General features: G+C 60.6%; 17 protein-coding genes. 6 read left to right on the top strand and 11 right to left on the bottom strand.

The annotated features are described in order from the left end of the window. Nucleotides 1-30 precede the first annotated feature (30 nt). The 3 genes from TRM7615_RS08215 to TRM7615_RS08225 all read right to left on the bottom strand — a co-directional run bounded on the left by TRM7615_RS08215 (nucleotide 31) and on the right by TRM7615_RS08225 (nucleotide 7328). Entirely contained in the window at nucleotides 31-4125 is a 4095-nt protein-coding gene (locus TRM7615_RS08215; protein ID WP_108786411.1) for a translocation/assembly module TamB domain-containing protein, read from the bottom strand. Further along, the gene (locus TRM7615_RS08220) at nucleotides 4125-5846 is read right to left on the bottom strand and encodes an autotransporter assembly complex protein TamA (protein ID WP_235824044.1); all 1722 of its coding nucleotides are present in this window, start codon (nucleotides 5844-5846) and stop codon (nucleotides 4125-4127) included. Before TRM7615_RS08220 ends, TRM7615_RS08215 begins: the two co-directional genes overlap by 1 nt. A 255-nt stretch (nucleotides 5847-6101) precedes the next feature. After that, the gene (locus TRM7615_RS08225; protein WP_108786413.1) at nucleotides 6102-7328 is read right to left on the bottom strand and encodes a urate hydroxylase PuuD; all 1227 of its coding nucleotides are present in this window, start codon (nucleotides 7326-7328) and stop codon (nucleotides 6102-6104) included. A 96-nt stretch (nucleotides 7329-7424) separates the two neighbouring features. On the opposite strand from TRM7615_RS08225, the gene TRM7615_RS08230 reads away from it, so the two are divergent. Then, nucleotides 7425-8348, top strand: coding sequence for a LysR family transcriptional regulator (locus tag TRM7615_RS08230; protein WP_108786414.1), 924 nt, complete (start codon nucleotides 7425-7427; stop codon nucleotides 8346-8348). Nucleotides 8349-8561: 213 nt separating this feature from the next. Here TRM7615_RS08230 and uraH read toward each other — a convergent pair whose 3' ends face one another. Next, a complete protein-coding gene (uraH, locus tag TRM7615_RS08235; RefSeq protein ID WP_108786415.1) occupies nucleotides 8562-8918 on the bottom strand; it encodes a hydroxyisourate hydrolase in 357 nt (118 codons plus the stop codon). A 224-nt stretch (nucleotides 8919-9142) separates the two neighbouring features. Between uraH and puuE the strand changes: the two genes are divergently transcribed. From puuE to TRM7615_RS08250, 3 genes are all read left to right on the top strand, one after another. After that, nucleotides 9143-10558, top strand: coding sequence for an allantoinase PuuE (gene puuE, locus TRM7615_RS08240; protein ID WP_108786416.1), 1416 nt, complete (start codon nucleotides 9143-9145; stop codon nucleotides 10556-10558). Beyond that, nucleotides 10555-11046 carry an ureidoglycolate lyase gene (locus tag TRM7615_RS08245; protein ID WP_108786417.1) on the top strand — a complete coding sequence of 164 codons (492 nt, stop codon included), beginning with the start codon at nucleotides 10555-10557 and terminating at the stop codon, nucleotides 11044-11046. Before puuE ends, TRM7615_RS08245 begins: the two co-directional genes overlap by 4 nt. A gap of 80 nt (nucleotides 11047-11126) precedes the next feature. Then, nucleotides 11127-12590 (top strand): uracil-xanthine permease family protein, encoded by a 1464-nt coding sequence (locus TRM7615_RS08250; RefSeq protein ID WP_108786418.1) that lies wholly within the window; start codon nucleotides 11127-11129, stop codon nucleotides 12588-12590. A 121-nt stretch (nucleotides 12591-12711) separates the two neighbouring features. Here TRM7615_RS08250 and TRM7615_RS08255 read toward each other — a convergent pair whose 3' ends face one another. The 5 genes from TRM7615_RS08255 to bhcA form a co-directional block, all read right to left on the bottom strand. After that, nucleotides 12712-13695 (bottom strand): type I glyceraldehyde-3-phosphate dehydrogenase, encoded by a 984-nt coding sequence (locus TRM7615_RS08255; protein WP_108786419.1) that lies wholly within the window; start codon nucleotides 13693-13695, stop codon nucleotides 12712-12714. Between the two features lie 19 nt (nucleotides 13696-13714). Next, the gene (gene bhcD, locus TRM7615_RS08260; protein WP_108786420.1) at nucleotides 13715-14680 is read right to left on the bottom strand and encodes an iminosuccinate reductase BhcD; all 966 of its coding nucleotides are present in this window, start codon (nucleotides 14678-14680) and stop codon (nucleotides 13715-13717) included. 69 nt (nucleotides 14681-14749) lie between these two features. Next, complete coding sequence (bhcC, locus tag TRM7615_RS08265; protein ID WP_108786421.1) at nucleotides 14750-15913, bottom strand: 3-hydroxy-D-aspartate aldolase BhcC; 1164 nt, start codon at nucleotides 15911-15913, stop codon at nucleotides 14750-14752. 14 nt (nucleotides 15914-15927) lie between these two features. Then, the gene (bhcB, locus tag TRM7615_RS08270) at nucleotides 15928-16890 is read right to left on the bottom strand and encodes a beta-hydroxyaspartate dehydratase BhcB (RefSeq protein WP_108786422.1); all 963 of its coding nucleotides are present in this window, start codon (nucleotides 16888-16890) and stop codon (nucleotides 15928-15930) included. Next, a complete protein-coding gene (gene bhcA / locus TRM7615_RS08275) occupies nucleotides 16890-18077 on the bottom strand; it encodes an L-aspartate--glyoxylate aminotransferase BhcA (RefSeq protein WP_108786423.1) in 1188 nt (395 codons plus the stop codon). Before bhcA ends, bhcB begins: the two co-directional genes overlap by 1 nt. Before the next feature lie 164 nt (nucleotides 18078-18241). Here bhcA and bhcR point away from each other — a divergent pair, with 164 nt between their 5' ends. Beyond that, entirely contained in the window at nucleotides 18242-19069 is an 828-nt protein-coding gene (bhcR, locus tag TRM7615_RS08280) for an HTH-type transcriptional regulator BhcR (RefSeq protein WP_108786424.1), read from the top strand. On the opposite strand, the gene TRM7615_RS08285 is transcribed toward bhcR, so the two are convergent. Together TRM7615_RS08285 and TRM7615_RS08290 are read right to left on the bottom strand one after the other, a co-directional pair. Further along, a complete protein-coding gene (locus TRM7615_RS08285; RefSeq protein ID WP_108786425.1) occupies nucleotides 19066-19413 on the bottom strand; it encodes a hypothetical protein in 348 nt (115 codons plus the stop codon). The genes bhcR and TRM7615_RS08285 overlap by 4 nt on opposite strands. A gap of 79 nt (nucleotides 19414-19492) precedes the next feature. Then, entirely contained in the window at nucleotides 19493-20323 is an 831-nt protein-coding gene (locus TRM7615_RS08290; protein WP_108786426.1) for a bifunctional allantoicase/(S)-ureidoglycine aminohydrolase, read from the bottom strand. A 212-nt stretch (nucleotides 20324-20535) separates the two neighbouring features. Here TRM7615_RS08290 and TRM7615_RS08295 point away from each other — a divergent pair, with 212 nt between their 5' ends. Beyond that, on the top strand, nucleotides 20536-20883 hold the full coding sequence (locus TRM7615_RS08295; RefSeq protein WP_108786427.1) for a hypothetical protein: 348 nt from the start codon (nucleotides 20536-20538) through the stop codon (nucleotides 20881-20883). Nucleotides 20884-21003 lie beyond the last annotated feature (120 nt).

The raw sequence follows: 21003 nt of genomic DNA on the forward strand, positions 1-21003 counted from the left end.
AGGTGAGGTCAACCGCCGGGGCTGCACACCTCAGTAATCGCGTTCAAAGAACACACCGACCGAGGTTTCGCCCTGATTGTCCACAGTCCCCTTGAGCGTGAAACTCTCAGTCACATCCAGGTTAAGGTTCAACTCGGTCTCGCCCTTGGTGTTGACGGTGAAATCGGTATAGAGCCCGTCAGCCAGATACGCCCCTGCACCAAACTGCGCTGCACCGCTGTCATCGGTTCCCACCTCGACAGTATCGGCACCTGTGGCTTCGCGGATGCCTTTGGTGGAATCCCCGCCAGCGCCGCTGAGCTGCGCGAGTGAGGCGGCCATCTGGGCAATCACAATGGGAGAAAGCTCCGAGAACCGGTTGCCAAAGAGCAGCATGGCCAGCGCCTCTTCGCTGGGGCGTTCAGGGTCGGCATAGACCTTGATTTCCGGGCCATCCAGCGGGCCGGAAATCTCAAGCGTTGCAGAACCGTCCGAGGTCGTCGTGGTCGAGGCAAACTCCAGATAGGGGGTCAGGTTGCCCTGTAAGGTGACGATGCCCTTGGTCAGTTTCAGGCGACGGCCCAGAATGTCGAAGTTGCCGCGGATCAGCTCGATCTGACCCGATGGCGCGATGGCCGCCGTGGTGCCACCCACATGGATGCGGCCTCCCAGTTCCGCCTGCAAGCCGCGTCCGCGGGCGTAGACCTTGGAGGGAGCCAGAAGACTTACATCCAGCGAGATGACCGGGCCTGAACCGCCGCTTGAGGTTTGCACCAATTTGGCCCGCTTTCGGGTCGTGAACGTCGCACTGGTTTCCCCTACATGACGGATCTCGGGGATGGGGGCAGCCCCAACGGCGCCCGAGGCGGCTGAGAGGTCGATGTTTGTTTCGCCAAAGACGATTTGCCCGGCAATGGCGCTGTTACCCGCAAGCGGGCCGGACATGGTGATCTGGCCATTGGCCGAGGTTTCAAAGAACACGTTGTCGGTCAGGATCAATTCGTTGAGTTGCAGCGCAATCCGTCCATTGAAAGGGGGCGCCAATTCAACAGGGCCGCTGACGTTGAACGTGCCGCCGGCCCGCAGCCCACCGGTGATCCCGATGGTGGCGCTGCCGTTTGCCAGGGCAACGCGCCCGCTGATGTTGGTCAAGGTCTGACCGGCGGCGGGAACAGCAACTGTTGTGCCAGAGGTGGTGATCGTGCCGGTGATGGCCTCGACGCTTGGCGTGCCTTTCAGCGCCAGGTCGTATTGCGCGGAGCCGTCGATGGAATTGGGCGATATGAACAGGTTGGCGATGCCCAGACCGATGGTGCCCTTGGCTGTGACATCCGCTTGCCCGGACCCTTCGTCAAAGCTGCCTGCGACTTTGCTGGTCAGACCCGAGGGGCCGGTGGCATCTGCGTCGATCTCCCACACGCCATTGTCGCGTTTGGCGTTGCCCTTGGCGGTGAGCGCTCCGACCAACTCGGGAACGATACGCTCCAAACGCTGCAAGCTGGCGTCAAAGTTCAGATCAGCAGAGCCGTCGGTTCCCACGGTCCCGTTCAGCGCCACGGTTGAGGCTTCGGGGCCGTCGATTTCAACAGTGCCGGTCAGGCCACTGCCGGTAGGTTTCACATCCCCGTTCACGGTCAAGGGGCCCGACAGGGTGGGGATGACACGCTTGAGCTCATCAAGAGCGGCCTTGAACTGGATCGAGCCATTCGTGTCTTGCAGATTGCCGCTCGCCTGGGCGCTGAGGGCCGAGCCGTTCAGATCAAAGTTCCGGATGTGCAGGCCCGCATCGGCATTGGCCGCATCCAGCGCCAATGTGGTGCGGCCTTGGATCAACGCGTCGACCTGCTCGATTCCGCTGGTGACATCGCGCGCGGTGGCGTTCAGTTGCACATCAAAATGACGGCTTGCCAGATCCCCGGACCCGGCAGCCTTGGCTTGCAGATTTCCGGTCAGGTCTTGCCCGGCGAGGCCCGAGAACAACGACAAGTCAGGCGCGTTGACCGAGGCATTGCCGCTGAGTGCATAGGCGCCTTCGGTACCGGTCAGCTTGGCAACGGCCTCGGCGTTGACGGCTTTACCATCAAGCGAGAACTGGCGCACGTCCAGCCCTGTGTCATCCCGCTTGGCGTCCAGAACAATGGTGGTGCGGCCGGTGATCAGGGGGTCGATCTCGGGCATGCCGCTCTTCAGATCTTGCGCATTGGCGTTTAGTTTCACATCGAAATGCTGGCTTGCCATGTCACCTTTGCCGGTGACATTTGCTTGTACTTGGCCCGCCAATTCCCGCCCGGCCAGAGCAGAAAAGACTGACAGATCCTCTGCCTCAACCTGCGCCGTGCCATCCAGCGCAAAGGCCCCATCTGTCCCGGTGAGCTTTGCCGCAGCCTCGGCCCGTAGGGTCCGTCCCACGACCGTCAGGTTGCGCACCTCAAGCCCTTGCTGGTCGCGCACGGCGTCCAAGGCGATGGTTGTACGCCCGGCGATGATCGGGTCGATCTCGGGCATTCCGGATTTCAGCCCGTTTCCTTCAACATCAAGCTGGAAGTCAAAGCTGCCACCCAAGGGCGCGCCTTTGCCTGTCAGATCGGCTGTGACTGTTCCTGCCAGATCGCGCTGCGCCACGCCGGAAAAGCGCGACAGGTCACTGGCTTTAAGATTGACGGTTCCGTCCACTTCGAACCCGCTTTGCAGGCCGCTGATCTCGGCGTTTGCCGTCGCGGTGTAGTCAGATCCACGGACCACAACATCGCTGAGGTTCAAATTGTCACCGCTCACCAGGTCAAAGAACCCATCCAGCGTGATGGACCGGCCAACTGCCTGGTTCAACGCAGGGTCGGAAAACGCCAACCCATTCAGCACAGCCTGCACATCGCCGCGCAGGTCCATAGCTTCACCCTGATCCAACGTGCCTTGGCCCGTGATACGGGCCTGTTTTACCACAACGTCGGGGGTTTCCAGTGTATCCGCCGTTACACTCAGATCCCAGTGGTTGCCCAATTCGCGGTTCAGCAGGGCGGAAAACTGCGCCGCCTCAAGCGTGATGCGTGGATCAGCAACTGGCAACACAACCCGGTCGCCCGTTGGCGGTGTGATACGGCCCTGCAGCGCCACCTTGCTCAATATCCCGCCAGCTGCCATGTCCAGCTCACCCTTGAGCTTGAGCGCATCAGACGAAACGTCAAGCTGCGAGATCGCCAGATGCCCGTCCGGGTCACTGATGCCCTCGACTTGCAGCTGTGTGTCGGTGCCAAAGAAGGTGTCGAATTCTTCTTCCAGGAACGGCGTGACATCGCCGCCCAGATCGGCGCTGAAGGCGATGCTGTTTTGTGTCTCGTCCGCGCCAAAGGGTACGCCCCGCAAACGCACTTGGCCCGCTACACGCTCGGCATCGTCGCTGGCCAGGGACAGATCGGCGGTGAAGTCCGTCAGCGGGCCTTCGCCCTTGACGGTCAGCAGCAGGGGCGGTTGCCCGGGCATTTGCAGCGCGGTCGAAATCAAGCCGCCCGCATCCTCGATCACCTGCAAGTCCAGCGCGATCTGGCTGGTTTCGTTCTGGAACCCGGCCTTGAGTTCAATGGCATCGCCTGGCCGGTCCAGACGGGTAATGGCCAGATTTGTGTCCAGCGTCCCGTCGGCGAGGGTCATGTTACCCTGTACCTTGAGCTCGGCCGCCAGTCCGATCAGCGGCTCGCCCAGGCCCAAGGTGTCCACGCGAATTTCGCCGATTTCAATGGCCACCGGCAGTTCCGGCAATTGAAACGGCTGTGTTCCCGCATCCGGCAGGGGCTCGGCCTGCGTCGTTGGGGCGGGGGGGCGGTCCACGCGGATTTCACGCGCCGTCAGCTCGTTGACCGAAAACCGCCCCCTAATCAGAGCCAAACGGTTCCAGTCCAGCACTGCGTCATTGATCGTCAGCCAGGGGCCATCGTCGTCGGACACCACGATCTGTTCGATGGTGGCCTTGGCGCTCAGCGCGCCTTCGATGCCACGCACCTGAATCTGGCGACCTTCGCCAGACAGGGTGTCCTCAAGGAAATCGACCAGCATGCCGCCCGATTCCTCATCCTCTTGTGCCCAAAGCGGCGCTGTTAAGGTCAGGGCGACGCATGTGCTGGCGGTCAGGAGGTAACTAGAGGAACGTTTCATCAGAAGGCCTGCCCGATACCAATGTAAAACTGCAATCCGTCGCCCGTGGACCCTTCAACCGGCAAGGCCAAGTCCACCCGCAATGGGCCAAACCCACCCAGATCATAGCGCACACCCAGACCCGCGCCCGCATGGCGGGACGAAGCGGAAGTGACAAAGGATTTGGCGTCGATCAGGCCGATGTCATAAAACCCGACGAGCGAGATCTTTTCGGTCACGCGCCCGCGCACCTCGGCTGACACACCCAGAAACGAGCGTCCGCCTGCAATTCCGGTGCCAACCGGAGTGCCTAGCGATTCATAAGGTTGGCCGCGTACGGTTCCGGCACCGCCCGAGTAGAACAGAAGCTCAGGCGACGTTCCGGCTTGCGAAGACCCCACGATGGACCCCAACTGCAACCGGCCAGCCAGGATAATGCCGCCGTTCGATGTCACGTCCCAATATCCGCGCCCATCCACAAAAAACTGCGCACCGCTCTCGGTGCCGCTCAGCCCGGCGTAGGGTGTGAACCGCGCGTCGAGATAGAATCCTTTGGTCGCGCTGACCGGATTGTCGCGCTTGTCCCATTCGGACCGCACAGGCAGGATCAGATAGCGGAATCGGCGGTCTGTACCAAAGGCGTCGTCGGATGACGCGTAGTTGAACCCAAACCAGGCCTCTGCATAGAGCTGTTCCGAGAACGTGCGCCGGGCACCAACGCCCAAATGAGCACTTGTGACCTTGTAGTGGGTCCGATTTCGGCGTTCGAGGTTGCCGATGTAAAAAATACTGTCATCGGGCCCCAATTTCTCAGGTTGATCCAGACGAAAGCCGATGCGACCGTCGATATCTTCTGTGCCGCCGATGTTTCGAATGTTGGCCTCGAACCGGAAGCGATTGGCGTTGTTGAATACGTTGCGGTGCATCCAGGTTGCGGTCAGATCCAGACCGGCGGTCGATTTGACTTCGACCCCGAAGGTCAGGCGGCGCTTGGGCAGGTCTTCGAATTCTGCATCAAAATCAAGCGTGCCATCCGGGTTTGGAACATCGCGTTCCCGCAAGGTGACGGAATTGAAGGTGCCGGTGCGGCGCAGGCGCGTCCCGACCTTTTGCACGCCCGCCGGGCTGTACACCTCGCCGGTGGGGAAACCTGCGATCCGCCGCAACGCCTCGTGACGAACGTCCGAGGTGCCCGAGATGTGCATTTTGCCGAACTTCAGCTTGGGTCCGGGCAACAGATCGATGTCCGAATCAAGCTGCGCGTCGCGGTGGCGGGCAGTGATGCGTTGATCGCCGACCTTGGCCTTGGCGTATCCTGCGTCGCGCCATCCGACGATCCCGGCTGATGCCGCATCGCGGATGGTTCCGGTGGTGGCCGTCTGGCCCGGCGCATAACCTTCGGGCAGCTCGGTGTCGGGTGTGATGGGCGAGATCTCGGTCTTGCCGAATTTGAATTGAGGGCCGGTTTGAACGGTGATGTCGATCCGGTTGATCTGGCTCGGGATGCGCAGAGGGTCTATTTTCGCAGCTTCGCGCCCGTCTAGTTTGACACTGACAACGGGGCTGAAAAACCCTTCGTCGTAAAGCACCTGCACCAGGGTGCGATAATCCGACAGCGCGGCGGACAACACCTCAATCGGTTCGGTCAATCCGTGCCGCTCGGCCCCCAACGCCAGAGAACTGGCAGTCAGGCGTTCAGTCAGGTCTTCCGAGGCACCCGGCGCTACGAGTGCTGTTTCCACGGCCAACGCCATAGATGGCAGGCAAAGCCCACACGCAAGTGTCATACCGCGCAACACGGCGCCGAAACGGCCGCTTGATCTCATCCCCGTGGCTCCAGACTGCCCGAACTCGCACCGGCACGCCGGTTCTACGGCGTTGCCTTCAGTATTTTGAATAGCACACAAGATGCGGGGGGAGGAGGGGGAAATTGCGCCACATATCCTCTATAGATTGTGGTTTATGCAAAATTGGGCTGGCGTCGAAACGGGCCGCTTTCAGTTGACGCTGTTGAACCACGTCACGATCGCCATCCGATCTTCGTCTTCCATGTAGGTGATGTTTGCGGGTGGCATCGCATGTGTGATCCCGGCCTGCAGATAGATGGCTTGCGCATTGCGCGCGATATCAGCCTCGGTTTCCAGCAGAACGCCCTTGGGTGCCCACAGGATACCATCCCAGAACGGCTCGCGGGCGTGACACATCGAGCACCGACCGAGCACGATCTCATGGGCCTCTTCAAACCCGTCGGCCTCTGCAAACTTCTGCTCGTAGGGGGTCAAGGGTTTGGCCTCGGCCTCCTCGAGTGTTTGGTGCATCGGGGCGGTCGAGAGCCAGATGATCGCAATGAACAGCAGCGCAGTCACCATCCAGGTCCAATTTGGCTTCCCGTTACCAGCGTGCATCGAATTGAAATAGTGCCGGATGGTCACGCCCATCAGGAAAACCAGGCTGGCGATGATCCAGTTGTACTCGGTGGCAAAAGCCAGCGGATAGTGGTTGCTGAGCATCAGGAACACGACCGGCAGCGTCAGATAGTTGTTGTGGGTTGAGCGCAGCTTGGCGATCTTGCCGTATTTCGGATCGGGTGTGCGTCCATTCTTCAGGTCGTCCACCACAATGCGTTGGTTCGGCATGATGATGAAGAAAACGTTGGCCGTCATGATGGTCGCCGTAAAGGCCCCCAGATGCAGCATCATCGCTCGACCGGTGAAGATCTGATTGTACCCCCAACCCATGATCACCAGCAGGACAAACAGCAGGACCATCAACAGGGTGGGACGTTCTCCCAGACCGGATTTGCACAGGAAATCATAGATCAGCCAACCAATGGTCAGCGAAGCAGCCGAGATCGCGATCCCCTGCCACAAGGCCAGATCTGCTTTGTTGGCGTCGATCAGATAGAGCTCACCGCCAACCCAATAGACGATCATCAACAGTGCCGCGCCGCTCAACCAGGTCGTATAGCTTTCCCATTTGAACCAGGTCAGATGCTCGGGCATCTGTTCAGGGGCCACCAGGTATTTGCGGATGTGATAAAACCCGCCGCCGTGCACCTGCCATTCCTCACCATGGGCGCCGGGGGGCAAGTCGGGTGCTTTGCGCAGGCCCAGGTCCAATGCGATAAAGTAGAAGGACGAGCCGATCCAGGCCATCGCCGTGATCACGTGCAACCAGCGCACCGCAAAGGCGGCCCAGTCCCAGAAGGCAGCAAAATCATACATGAAAGGTCACTCCGGTCTTTTTCAGGCAGACTAGGCAAAGCGGCGTTTATTCGGTATTCCCATATAGTATCAAGCTGTATCAAAAAATCTGAGAAAATGTCCTATCTCGACAACATTCGCACGTTCGTCCGGGTCTATGAACTAGGCAGCATGTCAGCTGCGGGGCGCGACCTTCGCATTTCACCTGCGGTAACCTCGGCGCGCATCTCGCAGCTCGAGGATCACCTGAACGTTCGGCTGTTCCAGCGGACGACGCGCAACCTGACACCGACAGAGCATGGCAAGGCGTTCTATTCCGGGGCTGTGACAGTGTTGGATAGCGTCGAGGCGGCCGAGGCGACAGTGATGAACCTGACGGACAATCCGCGCGGTTCGCTCTTTGTGGCCGCGCCATTGGGGGTGGGGCGCAGGCTGTTGGCACCTGAGGTTCCTGAGTTTCTGCAAGGTTATCCTGAGATTGACGTGCGCCTGCGCTTGACGGATCGATCTGTTGATCTGACGACCGAAGGTTTGGATCTTGCGTTCTTCCTGGGCCAACCTGAAGACAGCAATCTGCGAATTCGCAAGATTGCGGATTGCCAAAGGGTGCTGTGTGCCGCGCCTGAGTATGTCGAACGACGTGGTCATCCTGTGTCCGGCGAGGACCTGTTGTCTGACGGGCATGAGTGTCTGAATCTGCGATTCCCCGGGGCAACAGAGTTCCAATGGCTGTTGAAAACACCCGAAGGACCAAAACGGTTCGCGGTGTCGGGCCGCTATGAATGCGATGACGGGGACGTGCTGACTGATTGGGCCTTAGCGGGCGAAGGGATCGCGATGAAACCGGTGTTCGAAGTGGCCGATCACCTGGTGTCGGGCCGGTTGGTCCGGGTTGGACAGGACACGCCGCCGACACCGGTGCAGATGGCATGCCTCTATACACATCGTCGCCACCAGGACCCCAAGACACGGCTGTTCATGGACTTCATGACTGAACGCGTCGGCAAGGCGGTGCGCTCTGCAGAGGCCAAAGCGGTCTAGGGAAGTGGGGGCGCTCCCGCCCTCGCATCATGCCCTGACGGGCCCTTGCTCCGTTGGGCCTGGCGCCTCGCCTGCGGCTCGGCGCGGTCCCGTTTGGGGCGTCTGGCTTGCTACAAGCGCCGACCGCCGAGCGCAGCGAGGCCGGGCCCAACGGGAGGAGGTTTTTCGTCAGAAAAATTGACGACGGGCGGGAGCCCCCCTGGGTTTTTGGTGTCAGCTGCCCCGATAGGTCGAGAACCCGAATGGCGACAGCAGCAGCGGCACGTGATAGTGCGCGTCACCGTCCGACATGCCAAACCGAATTGGCACTTGGTCCAAGAACAAGGGCTCTTCTGCCGCTTGGCCTGAAGCTCGCAGATAGTCACCCGCGTGAAAGATCAACTCGTAGGTCCCTGTCTCGAACGTCCTCGTTGGCAGGATTGGGCTGTCCGTGCGACCATCCTCATTGGTGATCATCTCGACAAGTTCCTGCCGCGTGTCTCCGTCGACTCGGGACAATGTGATCTTCAATCCGGCCGCAGGGCAGCCCTTTGCCGTGTCCAGAACATGTGTTGTTAGATAGCCGCTCATCGCTTCGTCTCCATTCTTCTGCCGTTGGGTGTGCCGCAGCCGCCAAGGCAATGCAAACGTCGCACCTGTGACAGTGTGTTCAGGTTTTTTTGAAGGTTAGCTGGGAAAACCTTTCTGTGGACGATGAAAATGCTGAAACACTATCAATCAGCATTTGATAAACGATCCAGGCTTTCTGCGCTATTCAGGGTTGAGCGCTTCAGAAACAACACCGGAATTCCCCCATGTCTGCCCCTCGTTACCCTCGAAACATGATTGGCTATGGCGCAACGCCCCCCAAGGCTCAGTGGCCGGGCGGGGCCAAGATCGCCGTTCAGATCGTCCTGAATTACGAGGAGGGGGGCGAGAACTGCCTGCTGCACGGGGATGAGGCGTCCGAGGCGTTCCTGTCCGAGATCGTGGGGGCGGCGCAGTGGCCGGGGCAGCGGCATTGGAACATGGAATCCATCTATGAATACGGTGCGCGGTCCGGCTTCTGGCGGTTGCATCGGTTGATGAAGGATCTGCCTGTCACCGTTTACGGTGTGGCGTCAGCTTTGGCGCGTTCACCTGACCAGGTGGCAGCGATGACGTCGGCGGGTTGGGAAATCGCCAGCCATGGCCTGAAATGGGTCGAGCACAAGGACATGCCCGAAGAGGATGAGCGCGCGCAGATCGCCGAAGCCGTTCGCCTGCATACCGAAGTGGTGGGCGAGCCGCCGCGCGGTTGGTACACGGGGCGCTGTTCGATGAACACCGTGCGCCTCGCAGCGGAAGCAGGTATGGACTATATCTCGGACACCTATGACGACGATCTGCCCTATTGGGCTGAAATCGACGGGCGGGACCAGTTGATCATCCCCTACACGCTTGATTGTAACGACATGCGTTTTGCCACCCCGCAGGGGTTCAATTCGGGTGATCAGTTCTTTGCGTATCTCAAGGACAGCTTTGATGCGCTCTATGCCGAAGGGGAAGAGGGCGCCCCCAAGATGATGTCGATTGGCCTGCATTGTCGTCTGATCGGGCGGCCCGGACGGGTCGTGGCGCTCAAACGGTTCCTGGATTATGCCCAAGGCCACCAAGATGTCTGGTTCGCCACGCGGCTGCAGATTGCCGAACATTGGGCGGCGATACATCCGCCGGTGAAACACCCGCGCCCATCGCAGATGGAACGCGCAGAGTTTGTCGACGCTTTTGGTGGTATTTTTGAACACTCGGCATGGATCGCTGAACGGGCCCATGATCTGGAATTGGGACTGGCGCATGACACGGCGGGCGGGCTGCACAACGCGCTGGCGCGGATGTTCCGCTCGGCCAGCGACGAAGAACGTCTGGGCGTGCTGACGGCGCACCCGGATCTGGCTGGGAAGCTGGCGCAGGCTAAACGGCTGACAGCGGAAAGCACGTCCGAGCAGGCCTCGGCTGGGCTTGATGCGCTGACGGATGACGAGCGCGCATCATTCACTGAACTAAATCAAACTTACGTGGATAAGTTTGGCTTTCCCTTCATCATTGCAGTGCGCGATCACAACAAGACCTCGATCCTTGAGGCGTTCCAGCGCAGGATCGACCATGATCGCGACACCGAGTTTGCCGAGGCATGCCGACAGGTTGAACGCATTGCCGAATTCCGCCTGCGGGACATCCTGCCGTCATGAGCCAGCAGATAGCCATTCAGCCGATCTCGGCCCAAGCCTTTGCACCCTTTGGCGAGGTGATCGAGGTTGCGGGAGAGCCCGACAAGATCATCAACCAGGGACAATGCGGGCGCTATCACGACCGGGCCTCGCTGGACTTTATCGAAGGACGCGCCGGGGTGAGCCTGTTCAATGCTAACCCGCGGTCGCTGCCTTACACGCTGGAACTGGTCGAACGGCACCCCGAAGGCAGCCAGCTGTTCATCCCGATGACGGAACATCCCTTTCTGGTGATCGTCGCCAAGGATGAACTCGGCACGCCGGGGCGCCCGCTGGCCTTTGAGACAAAAGCAGGGCAGGCGATCAATTTTCACCGGGGCACATGGCACGGGGTTTTGACCCCGCTGCTTGCGCCGGGACTGTTTGCGGTCGTCGACCGCATCGGGGAAGGGGCCAATCTAGAAGAGCATTGGTTCGACACCCCATTCGTGGTGGCACGGCCCGGATAAGGGCGGCCACCAAATCAGAAGCCGCCAGACAAAGAAGCGGCAAGACCCCCATGAGACCCACAAGGGAGGACAGTGAGATCATGGCTGACACTTCGATAGGAACCGCGGCACAGCTGCGCGATCCGAATTACACACCTGCATTGCACAAGGCGGTGCCCCTGGGCATTCAGCATGTGCTGGCGATGTTTGTGTCAAACATCACACCCGCCATCATCATCTCGGGCGCGGCCGGTTTTGGATTTGGTTCGGACGCAGGGGCGCAGGGCTTTCCTGACATGACCTATCTGATCCAAATGTCGATGCTCTTTGCGGGCGTCGCAACGCTGTTTCAGACCATCGGCATGGGACCGGTGGGTGCGCGCCTGCCCATTGTGCAGGGCACAAGTTTCGCCTTCATCCCGATCATGATCCCGTTGGTTGCGGGCAAAGGGGTCGAGGCGCTGCCAGCGCTCTTTGGCGGCGTTTTGATCGGTGGGCTGTTTCATACGCTGCTTGGAACCGTGATCGGCCGCATCCGATTTGCTCTGCCGCCATTGGTGACAGGCCTCGTCGTGACAATGATCGGTCTGTACCTGGTGCGCGTGGGTATCGAATACGCGGCCGGTGGTGTGCCTGCCAAGGCGTTCAACAACCCAGAATACGGAAGTCTGCTGAACTGGTCAGTGGCGCTGGTGGTGATCTTTGTCACGTTGGGGATGAAGTTCTTTGCGCGTGGGATGTTGTCTGTGTCGGCGGTGCTGATCGGGATCGTCGCGGGCTACATCTATTCCATGTTCTTTGGTTTGGTGAGCCTGGACGGGATCGGCCAGAGCTGGAACCGCGCTGCTGCTTTTGGTTTGCCGATACCGTTCAAATACGGGATCGATTTTAGCCTGGCGGCGGTCATCGGCTTCTGCCTGATGTCATTCGTCAGCGCGGTGGAAACTGTGGGTGACGTTAGCGGCATCACCAAAGGGGGCGCAGGGCGCGAGGCGACCGACAAGGAGATCCAGGGCGCGACCTTTGCCGATGGTATCGGTTCGGCGATTGCGGGTCTGTTTGGTGGGTTCCCGAATACATCGTTCAGCCAGAACGTGGGCCTGATCGCCATGACAGGTGTGATGAGCCGCCATGTGGTGACTATCGGTGCGATCTTCCTGATCGTCTGCGGTTTGATCCCCAAGGTGGGCGCGCTGATCCGCACCATTCCCATCGAGGTTCTGGGCGGCGGCGTGATCGTGATGTTCGGGATGGTTGTGTCGGCTGGTGTTTCGATGCTGTCGGACGTGAACTGGAACCGCCGCAACATGGTGATCTTTGCGATTGCACTGTCGATCGGCTTCGGGTTGCAGTTGGAGGTGATGAACCTTGCGCCGGGATCGCCGAACGCGCTGCAATATTTGCCGGACACGCTGCGCATCTTGGCGGCCTCGGGCATTCTGCCAGCAGCGTTGATCGCCATCGTGCTGAACCTGATCCTGCCCGAAGAACTGGCGGATGAGGCGACCGAAGAAGTGTCAGGCGGCATGTCCGGTCACGGCTCAGGCAGCTTGTCTGGCGAGTAAAGGAGAGCTCCCGCCCGGTCGGGACGCATCAAAGATGCGCCCACCGACCAGTTGGGCCGGGCGCCACGCCGCACCAAGCTGAAGCTCGGTGTGGCGTGGCGCGGTTTCGAGATACTGAGAGTTAGCTGGCCATCCGCATTGCCACATCAAGCATCCGCGCAGAGAACCCCCATTCGTTGTCATACCAACCGAAGACACGCACTTGCCGTGTGCCAGTCATGCGGGTTTCCGGTTCGGCGATGATCAGCGATTCGGGCCGGTTGCGCAGGTCCGAGGACACCAGCGGCATATCGGTCCAGCCCAGGACGGGCGAGTCCAGAACCTGCCGATGCAGGTGGTCCCTGAAGGTTGCCTCGTCCATATCCGTTGACAGTTGCACCACGAGATCCACCGCCGATACGCTCGCCGTTGGCACCCGCACTGCGGCACCGCTGATCTTGCCAGCCAGATGGGGTAGCACAGTGTCGATCAGATGCGTTGCGGACGAGGTTGTGGGCACCATCGAAAGCGCCGCCGCCCGCGAGCGGGCCAAATCGCCGCGCGGGGCATCCACCAGCGGTTGGCTGTTGGTGTAGCAGTGGATCGTTGTCATATGCGCGGTCTCAACCCCGGCGATGTCGTCGATCACCTTGACCAGCGGGGCCAGCCCGTTGGTCGTGCACGACGCGTTCGAGACAATCCGGGCGTTGCCCAACTCATCCTCGTTTGCGCCAAGAACGATGGTCACTTCAGCAGCTGGAGAGGGTCCCGAGATCAGCACCTTGCCCGCGCCCGCGGTCAGACCGCGCGCCGCCACGTCAGACGTGCGCGCGATCCCGGTGCAATCGAGCAGCACGTCAACGCCGCTCAGGTCGACACGGGTCAGGTCGGGGCTGTGGGTGATCGGGATGGCACGGCCATCGACCACCAGAGCTTCGTCCCCGGCCAGCACCGCGCCGGGATAGGGGCCAAATGTGCTGTCGTATTTGAACAGATATGCGCAAGTTTCGAGCGGGGCGATGTCATTGATTTGCACCACCTCGACGTCGGAATCCTGCGGCAGGGCAAGCACCTGTCGCAGGATCGTGCGGCCGATGCGGCCGAATCCGTTGATCGCCAGTTTCATGGGCGAAGATATGGCAGGGCTAGAAATCGACCTCAATGGCTGTTCCGCGCTGGATGGCAAGTTCCAGTGCGGCGGAAGCCACCGCGAGGTCCTGCAATCCGACACCGGTGCCGTCAAAAAGCGTGATGTCGTCGGCGGAGGTGCGACCGGGATGGGTGCCGTTGATGACAGCGCCCAATTCAGAGATCGTGTCGGCCCTAATCAGCCCGTCTTTGATGGCGTGCTGCGCCTCTCCCAATGTCACGGATTGCGCGATCTCGTCGGTAAAGACCTGCGCGCGCCTCAAAAGCGTCGCCTCGACCTCTTGTTTGCCAATGGTGTCGGTGCCCATGCAGGCGATGTGGGTGCCCGGGCGCACCTGGGCGTCCATCAGGATCGGATCAAAGCTTGAGGTGATCGAGATGATGACATCGGCCTCGGCACCCAACTGATCCAGATCGACGGCCTCAAACGGCAGGCCAAGTTCTGCTGCCGTGTCGGCAAGGCGCGACAGCATCTCGGGGTGCAGGTTCCAGCCGATCACCTTCTCGAAATCGCGGTGTTTGACGGCGGCCCGCATTTGAAACGCTGACTGATGCCCAGCTCCAATCATCCCTAGGACCTTGGCATCGGCTCGCGACAAATGGTGGATCGAAACAGCGCTGGCCGCAGCCGTGCGCAGGGCTGTCAGCAGGTTGCCCCCCACCACAGCGCGGCATTGGCCGGTGTCGGCGTCAAACAGAAAGACCGACGACTGGTGGTTGGTCAGCCCCTTGTCCATGTTGCCCGGCCAATAGCCGCCGGATTTGAGGCCCAGGTTCAGGCCTGCCCGGTCAAACCCGGACTTGAAGCCATAGAGCGCGTCTGCATGGCCAATGGCCTCGCGGATGACCGGGAAATTCACAGCGTCCCCGCGCGACATGGCGGCAAAGACCGACTCGACAGCGGCAAAGCTTGCCTCTTCGGTCATGAGATCGGCAATCGCTGCCTCAGGTACGATCCACATGGGCCGCTCCTTGTGTATGCGGGGCAGTGGATAAAGCCACGCCCCTGTGTTGTTTTGTTTGGGGGAAGATCAGAACGCCTTGCCGCGCGCCGAGATCGGCCAGACCACCTCGACCTTGCCGCCACGCACGCCCACGTACCAATCGTGTACGTTGCAGGTGGGGTCACAGTGGCCGGGCACCAAGCGCAGCTTGTCGTTGACTTGCAAAACCGCGTTGGGGTCCGAGATCACACCGTGCTCGTCCGAACATTTGGCATAGGTCACATCATCGCGGCCAAAGACGACCGGCAACCCGCTGTCCACAGACTGCGCCTTAAGACCCGCATCAACGACCGCCAGATCGGCTTTGGCGTGGCTCATGACCGAGGTCAGGATGAACAACGCGTTCTCCCACTCGCCGTCATCAATCCGTTTGCCGTCCTTGTCGAGGATGCGGCCATAGTCGGCGTCCATAAAGGCGTATGAGCCGCACTGAAGTTCGTTGTAGACGCCCGATGCGCCCTCGAAATAGTAGCTGCCCGTGCCGCCACCGCCGACGATGTCGCAGTCCAGTCCAAGTGCGGCAAGCGTGTCCACAGCGTCGCGGACCATAGCCACGGCGATGTCGATCTTTTCACGGCGATCGTCATAGCTGTCCATGTGCTGCATCGCGCCTTGATAGGCCTGGATGCCGGAAAACTTCAGCCCCGATGCTGCGTCGATGGCCTGGGCGATCTCGACAACCTCTGGAGTGGTCGTCACACCGCAGCGGCCCGCACCACAGTCGATTTCCACAAGGCATTCGATTTCGGTGCCGTGACGGGTCGCGGCCTCGCTGAGGTCAGCGACATTGGCCAGATCATCGACGCAAACCAAAGTACGTGCACCGAGCTTGGGTAGGCGCGCCAGACGGTCGATCTTGGCCGGGTCGCGGACTTGGTTCGAAACCAGCACGTCCTTGATGCCGCCGCGGGCAAAGACCTCGGCCTCGCTCACCTTTTGGCAACAGACGCCGCAGGAGTTGCCCAGCTTTTCCTGCAACAGGGCCACATCGACCGATTTGTGCATCTTGCCGTGGACGCGGTGGCGCACGCCCATCTGTGCGGCCAGATCGCCCATCTTGGTGATGTTGCGTTCCAAGGCGTCCAGGTCCAGCACAAGGGCAGGGGTCTGAATGTCTGCCTCGGCCATGCCGGGCAGGGCGGGGATGTCATAGCCCACTTCAAGGCCTTCGAATTTTGCGGGTGCGTTCATTATCTTGATCCTCATTACGTCCAAGGCAGGCGGTCCATGTCGACGTTGCCGCCGGTGATGATCACGCCCACGCGTTTGCCGGCAAAGACGCCGGGGTTTTTCAGGATGGTGGCCAGCGGCACGGCGCTGGAGGGTTCCAGCACTATCTTCATTCGCTGCCAGGCGAGTTTCATGGCCGCCACGATTTCATCTTCGCTGGCGGTCAAGATGTCGGTCACGTGGTTCTGGACGAAATGCCAGGTGTTCTCTTTCAGAGGCACTTTCAGGCCGTCGGCCACCGTCTGGGGGGCATCGTCCGCGATGATGTGTCCGGCCTTGAAGCTGCGATAGGCGTCGTCGGCCTGCTCTGGCTCGGCGGCGTAGATCGCCGTTTCGGGGGCCGCATGGCTCATCCACAGGCAGGTGCCCGAGACCATGCCGCCGCCACCGATCGGAGCAATCACGGCGTCCAGCCCGTCGGTCTGCTCCATCAACTCCCGCGAGCAGGTGCCTTGTCCGGCGATTACGCGCGGGTCGTTGTAAGGGTGCACAAAGTCGGCACCGGTTTCGGCGTGGACGCGGGCAAACACCTCTTCGCGGCTGCTGGTACACGGTTCGCATTCGGTAATCACCCCGCCATAGCCTCGCACGGCGGCCTTTTTGGCGTCGGGCGCAGTGCGGGGCATGACCACGTGGCAGGGGATGCCGCGCCGCCCGGCCGCATAAGACAGTGACAACGCGTGATTGCCCGAGCTGTGCGTGGCAACACCACGTTTGGCGGCCTCGTCGTCCAGGCCAAACACAGCGTTTGACGCGCCGCGCACCTTGAAGGCACCCGCCTTTTGCAGGTTCTCGCATTTGAAAAACAGCTGCGCGCCGGTCAAGTCGTCAAAGTAGGTCGAAGTCAGAACCGGTGTTCGATGGATGTAGGGCGCGATGCGCTCATGCGCTTCGATCACGTCCCGGTAAGTTGGCAAGGTCATGTTCAGGTCCTTCATCACGCGGCATCCTGCTGTGGGTGGGCATGCGACTGGCGATAGAATTCCTGCGCAGCGGCCACACCCGAACCCAGGCGGATGTTCATTCCCAGATCGGCCATGCACATTTCGGCCGTGGCAATTCCGGACAGGGCCATGACGTCGGTCATCGAGCCAAGGTGCCCGATACGGAACAGCTTGCCCGCGACCTCACCCAGCCCTACACCAAAGGCGGTGCCATAGGATTCGGCCGCATGAGCGACGATATCGGTGCCATTGATGCCCGGTGTCAGAACCGCGCTGACGGTATCGGATGCAACATCCGGCGAGGCGGCGCAGAGCTCCAGCCCCCAGGCACGGATCGCACGGCGGACACCTTCGGCGATGCGGTGATGGCGGGCAAAGACATTCTCCAGCCCTTCGTCCAGCAGCATCTGCGTGGTCAGCTTCAACCCGTTCATCAGCCCGACGGCGGGCGTGTAGGGGTAGGCGTTGTTGGCGTAACCGGCGGCCATGTCGCGCACGTCAAAGAAGGTGCGCGGAAGGGTGGCGGTTTCGGTCGCGGCCAATGCCTTGGCGCTGAAACCCACGATGGCGAGACCAGCGGGCAGCATGAACCCCTTTTGCGACCCGGTGACGGCGACATCGACGCCCCAATCGTCAAACCGGAAGTCCATCGACCCGATGGAACTGACCCCATCAACAAAGAACAGGGCCGGGTGGCCTGCGCTGTTGATGGCGCGACGGATGGCGCCGATGTCCGAACGAACGCCGGTTGCGGTCTCGTTATGCGTCGCCAGCACCGCCTTGATCCGGTGATGGGTGTCGGCGGTTAGGATTTCTTCATAGCGGGCCGCATCAATACCGTCTCCCCAGCGGGTTTCAACGATCTGCACGTCCAGCCCATGGCGCTGGCACATGTCGATCCAGCGGTGTGAGAACATGCCGTTGCGCGCGACCAGAACCGCGTCACCGGGAGACAGCGTATTGCAGATCGCCGTCTCCCAGCCGCCGGTGCCCGAGGCTGGGAAGAGAAACACCTCGGCCGAATTGCTTTTCAAAACCTGACGCACGCCCTCGCGGGCGGGATGCAGGATGTCACCAAACAGCGACGAGCGGTGGTCGATGCTGGGCATGTCGCAGGCCTTGCGCACCACTTCGGGGATATTGGTGGGGCCTGGAATGAACAGAGGATTTTGATGGCTCATGGCCGTCTCCTTGATTGCTTGGGAACCAGCGTATAAGAGGGCACACGCGTCAGCAATTTTTTTGAAAAAATATTTCAAAAACAGAGATTGTGGAAAAATTGTTTCTTGTCAGATGGTTGAATTTTTCACAATATGAAATCTATTTTCGTTCTTGAGGTGGCGCAATGAATGACCCTGTGGAATCGACCGACAAACGCTCGCGTGGACGCCCGCGCGGATGGCACGACAAGACCGAGCAGAACACGATCAAATCGCTGGACCGCGCCATCGTCGTGCTGCAGCGATTGGGGGAGCTAGGCGCTGTCACCCTGACCGACCTGGCATCTGATCTCGGCCAATCTCCGGCGACAGTCTATCGTGTGCTGGTGACGTTCCAAAACCGCGAGCTTGTGGATTTCGACGACCGCGCGCAGCTGTGGAGCGTTGGACCAGGTGCGTTCCTGATCGGCGCAACCTTCCTGCGCCGAACCAGCCTTGTGGAGCGGGCGCGGCCCATCCTGCGCGCGTTGATGCAAGAGACCGGAGAGACCGCCAACCTTGGCATCGAACGCAACGGTGAGGTGCTGTTTGTCAGCCAGGTTGAGACACATTCCAACATACGGGCCTTTTTCCCGCCCGGTACGGTGTCGGAGATGCATGCCTCGGGCATAGGCAAGGCGCTGCTGGCCTTCATGGCTGAGGATCGGCGCGACGCGATCTTGTCGGTGCAGCCGCTGACAACCTACACGGCACAGACGCTGACCCAGCTTGACGCGCTGATCGAGGATTTGCGGATCAGTCAGGGTCGTGGCTATGCCTTTGACGCGGATGAGAAAACAGACGGTATGCGTTGCATCGCTGCCCCCGTGTTCGACGCCTTTGGCGAGCCGGTCGCGGGCATATCGGTCTCAGGCCCGACCGTTCGGGTCACGGATGAAGACATCGAAGGCTTGGCGCAAGCGGTCAAATCCGCTGCGCGCAGTTTGTCGATTGCGATGGGGGCGTCGGTTTAGCTGCCCGAGGCGACGCTCGGCGGGCAGCTGACCTGTGAATAGAACTGGCCCGAGATGTTTTCATACATGCTCGACCAGATCACCCGGCACCCGGTGGCCTGCTGAATGGCTGTCGCCGCTTGAACGCTGCGGCGACGCGGGGGCGGGCCGTAAGGGTTGAGGTTGTTCCAATCGCGGGTCGCCCGGTAGGTGACCGGCGTGTCCGCGACCTGAACCACTTCCCAGGTGCGGCTCATGACGCCAACGGATTTGGTGGGGTATTCCGGCTTGGTCAAAGTGGTGGCCTCGCAGCCTGCGACAGCAAGAGCTGCGAGCAGAACAGGAACTGTTGCGCGGATTTTCATCGACCAAACTCCGTCATTTTGAATGCTATGACTCTGTTTGACCAAATTTCGCGCGGCCTGTGAACCCCCGACGCCTGTATTAGCGTGGCGGGGACAGAGGCATGTGGCGATTGACGTCTTTGTACAACAGGTAGCGGAACCGACCGGGACCGCCCGCATAACAGGCCTGCGGGCAGAAGGCGCGCAGCCACATGTAATCACCGGCCTCGACCTCGACCCAGTCCTGGTTCAGCCGATAGACGGCCTTGCCTTCGAGCACGTAGAGTCCGTGTTCCATCACATGGGTTTCCGCAAAGGGGATCACGCCACCTGGCAGGAAGTTGACGATATTGACGTGCATGTCGTGGCGCAGGTCTTCAGGTTCCACAAAGCGGGTGGTGGACCAGCGCCCCTCGGTTCCCGGCATCTCGTTCGGGGCAACGTCCTGCTCGCGAGTGACAAAAGGCTCTGGCAAGTCAATTCCGTCAACCGCTTGGTATGCCTTGCGGATCCAGTGAAACCGCGCTGCCGGTCCGGCGTGGTTCTTCAAACGCCAGGCGCATCCTGCGGGCAGATAGGCATAGCCGCCCGCTTCGAGCACATGATCGGTTTGGTCTATGGTCAGCGTCACCGCTCCCTCGACAACGAACAGCACCCCTTGGGCGTTTGGGTCGGTTTCCGGGCGTTCGCTGCCGCCACCGGGCTGAACCTCCATGATGTAATGCGAAAAGGTCTCGGCAAAGCCGCTCATCGGGCGGGCCAGAACCCAAACGCGCGTCTTGTCCCAGAAGGGCAAAAAGCTGGTAACGATGTCGCGCATCGTGCCTTTGGGGATGACGGCATAGGCGGTGGTGAACATGGCGCGGTCGGTCAAAAGCTGCTCTTGTCCGGGGTGGCCGCCGGTTGGGGCGTAGTAGGTGGGATGTGCCATGAATGCCTCGTATCCTGAGAGTTGAGGGCACTATGCGGGGATGATGATTGGCTGGAAAGGCGGGTTAATCGGATAGCTTTCTTCTGGATATTTTGAAGATTTGCATTTGGGGGTTTGGACAAGCCGACGCGGGCCGTGTAACGATGGGACAAAGACTGTGTTCGATGCGCTGGTGCTGTGTGATCGAACCATCAGGAGCATTTGAGGCAGCAATGAAGCATTTGATTTCGGTCGTTTTTCTGTCGGCGGTGTTGGCCGTTGCAGCACAAGCCAAACCCTTGTCGCGGATCATCAGCGAGATCGGGCTTACACCGGGCGACTATAAGGTGATGCAGGCCACGGTGGATCAGTTGTTTGTCAACGGCATTCCCAGCGTTGGTCGGCAACTGTCGTGGAACAATCCGGATTCGGGTTCGAAGGGGACGGTGAGGCTCCGGGCACGGCAGGGCAACTGCGTTTTCATGCAGCATTTCGTGTATCCCAAAGGGGCGCCGCAGTCGCGGGAGATCCGCACGCGATGGTGCCAGGATGCAAATGGCACCTGGTTGTTGACCCCTTAAGTTACCGAATTAAGAGCACCAGCTTGCCAACTGCGCGGCCTGTCGGCCTTGCGTCCTGCGGACGGCGGGGGGCCAGGCTCATGCGGGCAAAGCCCGCATGAGCCTGGCCCAACGGGAGGA

Source organism: Falsiruegeria mediterranea M17, from assembly GCF_900302455.1.
Classification (GTDB): domain Bacteria; phylum Pseudomonadota; class Alphaproteobacteria; order Rhodobacterales; family Rhodobacteraceae; genus Falsiruegeria; species Falsiruegeria mediterranea.

Coding starts and splice junctions, on each gene's coding strand:
- TRM7615_RS08215 (WP_108786411.1), bottom strand. CDS start 4,125: ATGAAACGTTCCTCTAGTTACCTCCTGACCGCCAGCACATGCGTCGCC.
- TRM7615_RS08225 (WP_108786413.1), bottom strand. CDS start 7,328: ATGTATGATTTTGCTGCCTTCTGGGACTGGGCCGCCTTTGCGGTGCGC.
- TRM7615_RS08230 (WP_108786414.1), top strand. CDS start 7,425: ATGTCCTATCTCGACAACATTCGCACGTTCGTCCGGGTCTATGAACTA.
- uraH (WP_108786415.1), bottom strand. CDS start 8,918: ATGAGCGGCTATCTAACAACACATGTTCTGGACACGGCAAAGGGCTGC.
- puuE (WP_108786416.1), top strand. CDS start 9,143: ATGTCTGCCCCTCGTTACCCTCGAAACATGATTGGCTATGGCGCAACG.
- TRM7615_RS08245 (WP_108786417.1), top strand. CDS start 10,555: ATGAGCCAGCAGATAGCCATTCAGCCGATCTCGGCCCAAGCCTTTGCA.
- TRM7615_RS08250 (WP_108786418.1), top strand. CDS start 11,127: ATGGCTGACACTTCGATAGGAACCGCGGCACAGCTGCGCGATCCGAAT.
- TRM7615_RS08255 (WP_108786419.1), bottom strand. CDS start 13,695: ATGAAACTGGCGATCAACGGATTCGGCCGCATCGGCCGCACGATCCTG.
- bhcD (WP_108786420.1), bottom strand. CDS start 14,680: ATGTGGATCGTACCTGAGGCAGCGATTGCCGATCTCATGACCGAAGAG.
- bhcC (WP_108786421.1), bottom strand. CDS start 15,913: ATGAACGCACCCGCAAAATTCGAAGGCCTTGAAGTGGGCTATGACATC.
- bhcB (WP_108786422.1), bottom strand. CDS start 16,890: ATGAAGGACCTGAACATGACCTTGCCAACTTACCGGGACGTGATCGAA.
- bhcA (WP_108786423.1), bottom strand. CDS start 18,077: ATGAGCCATCAAAATCCTCTGTTCATTCCAGGCCCCACCAATATCCCC.
- bhcR (WP_108786424.1), top strand. CDS start 18,242: ATGAATGACCCTGTGGAATCGACCGACAAACGCTCGCGTGGACGCCCG.
- TRM7615_RS08285 (WP_108786425.1), bottom strand. CDS start 19,413: ATGAAAATCCGCGCAACAGTTCCTGTTCTGCTCGCAGCTCTTGCTGTC.
- TRM7615_RS08290 (WP_108786426.1), bottom strand. CDS start 20,323: ATGGCACATCCCACCTACTACGCCCCAACCGGCGGCCACCCCGGACAA.
- TRM7615_RS08295 (WP_108786427.1), top strand. CDS start 20,536: ATGAAGCATTTGATTTCGGTCGTTTTTCTGTCGGCGGTGTTGGCCGTT.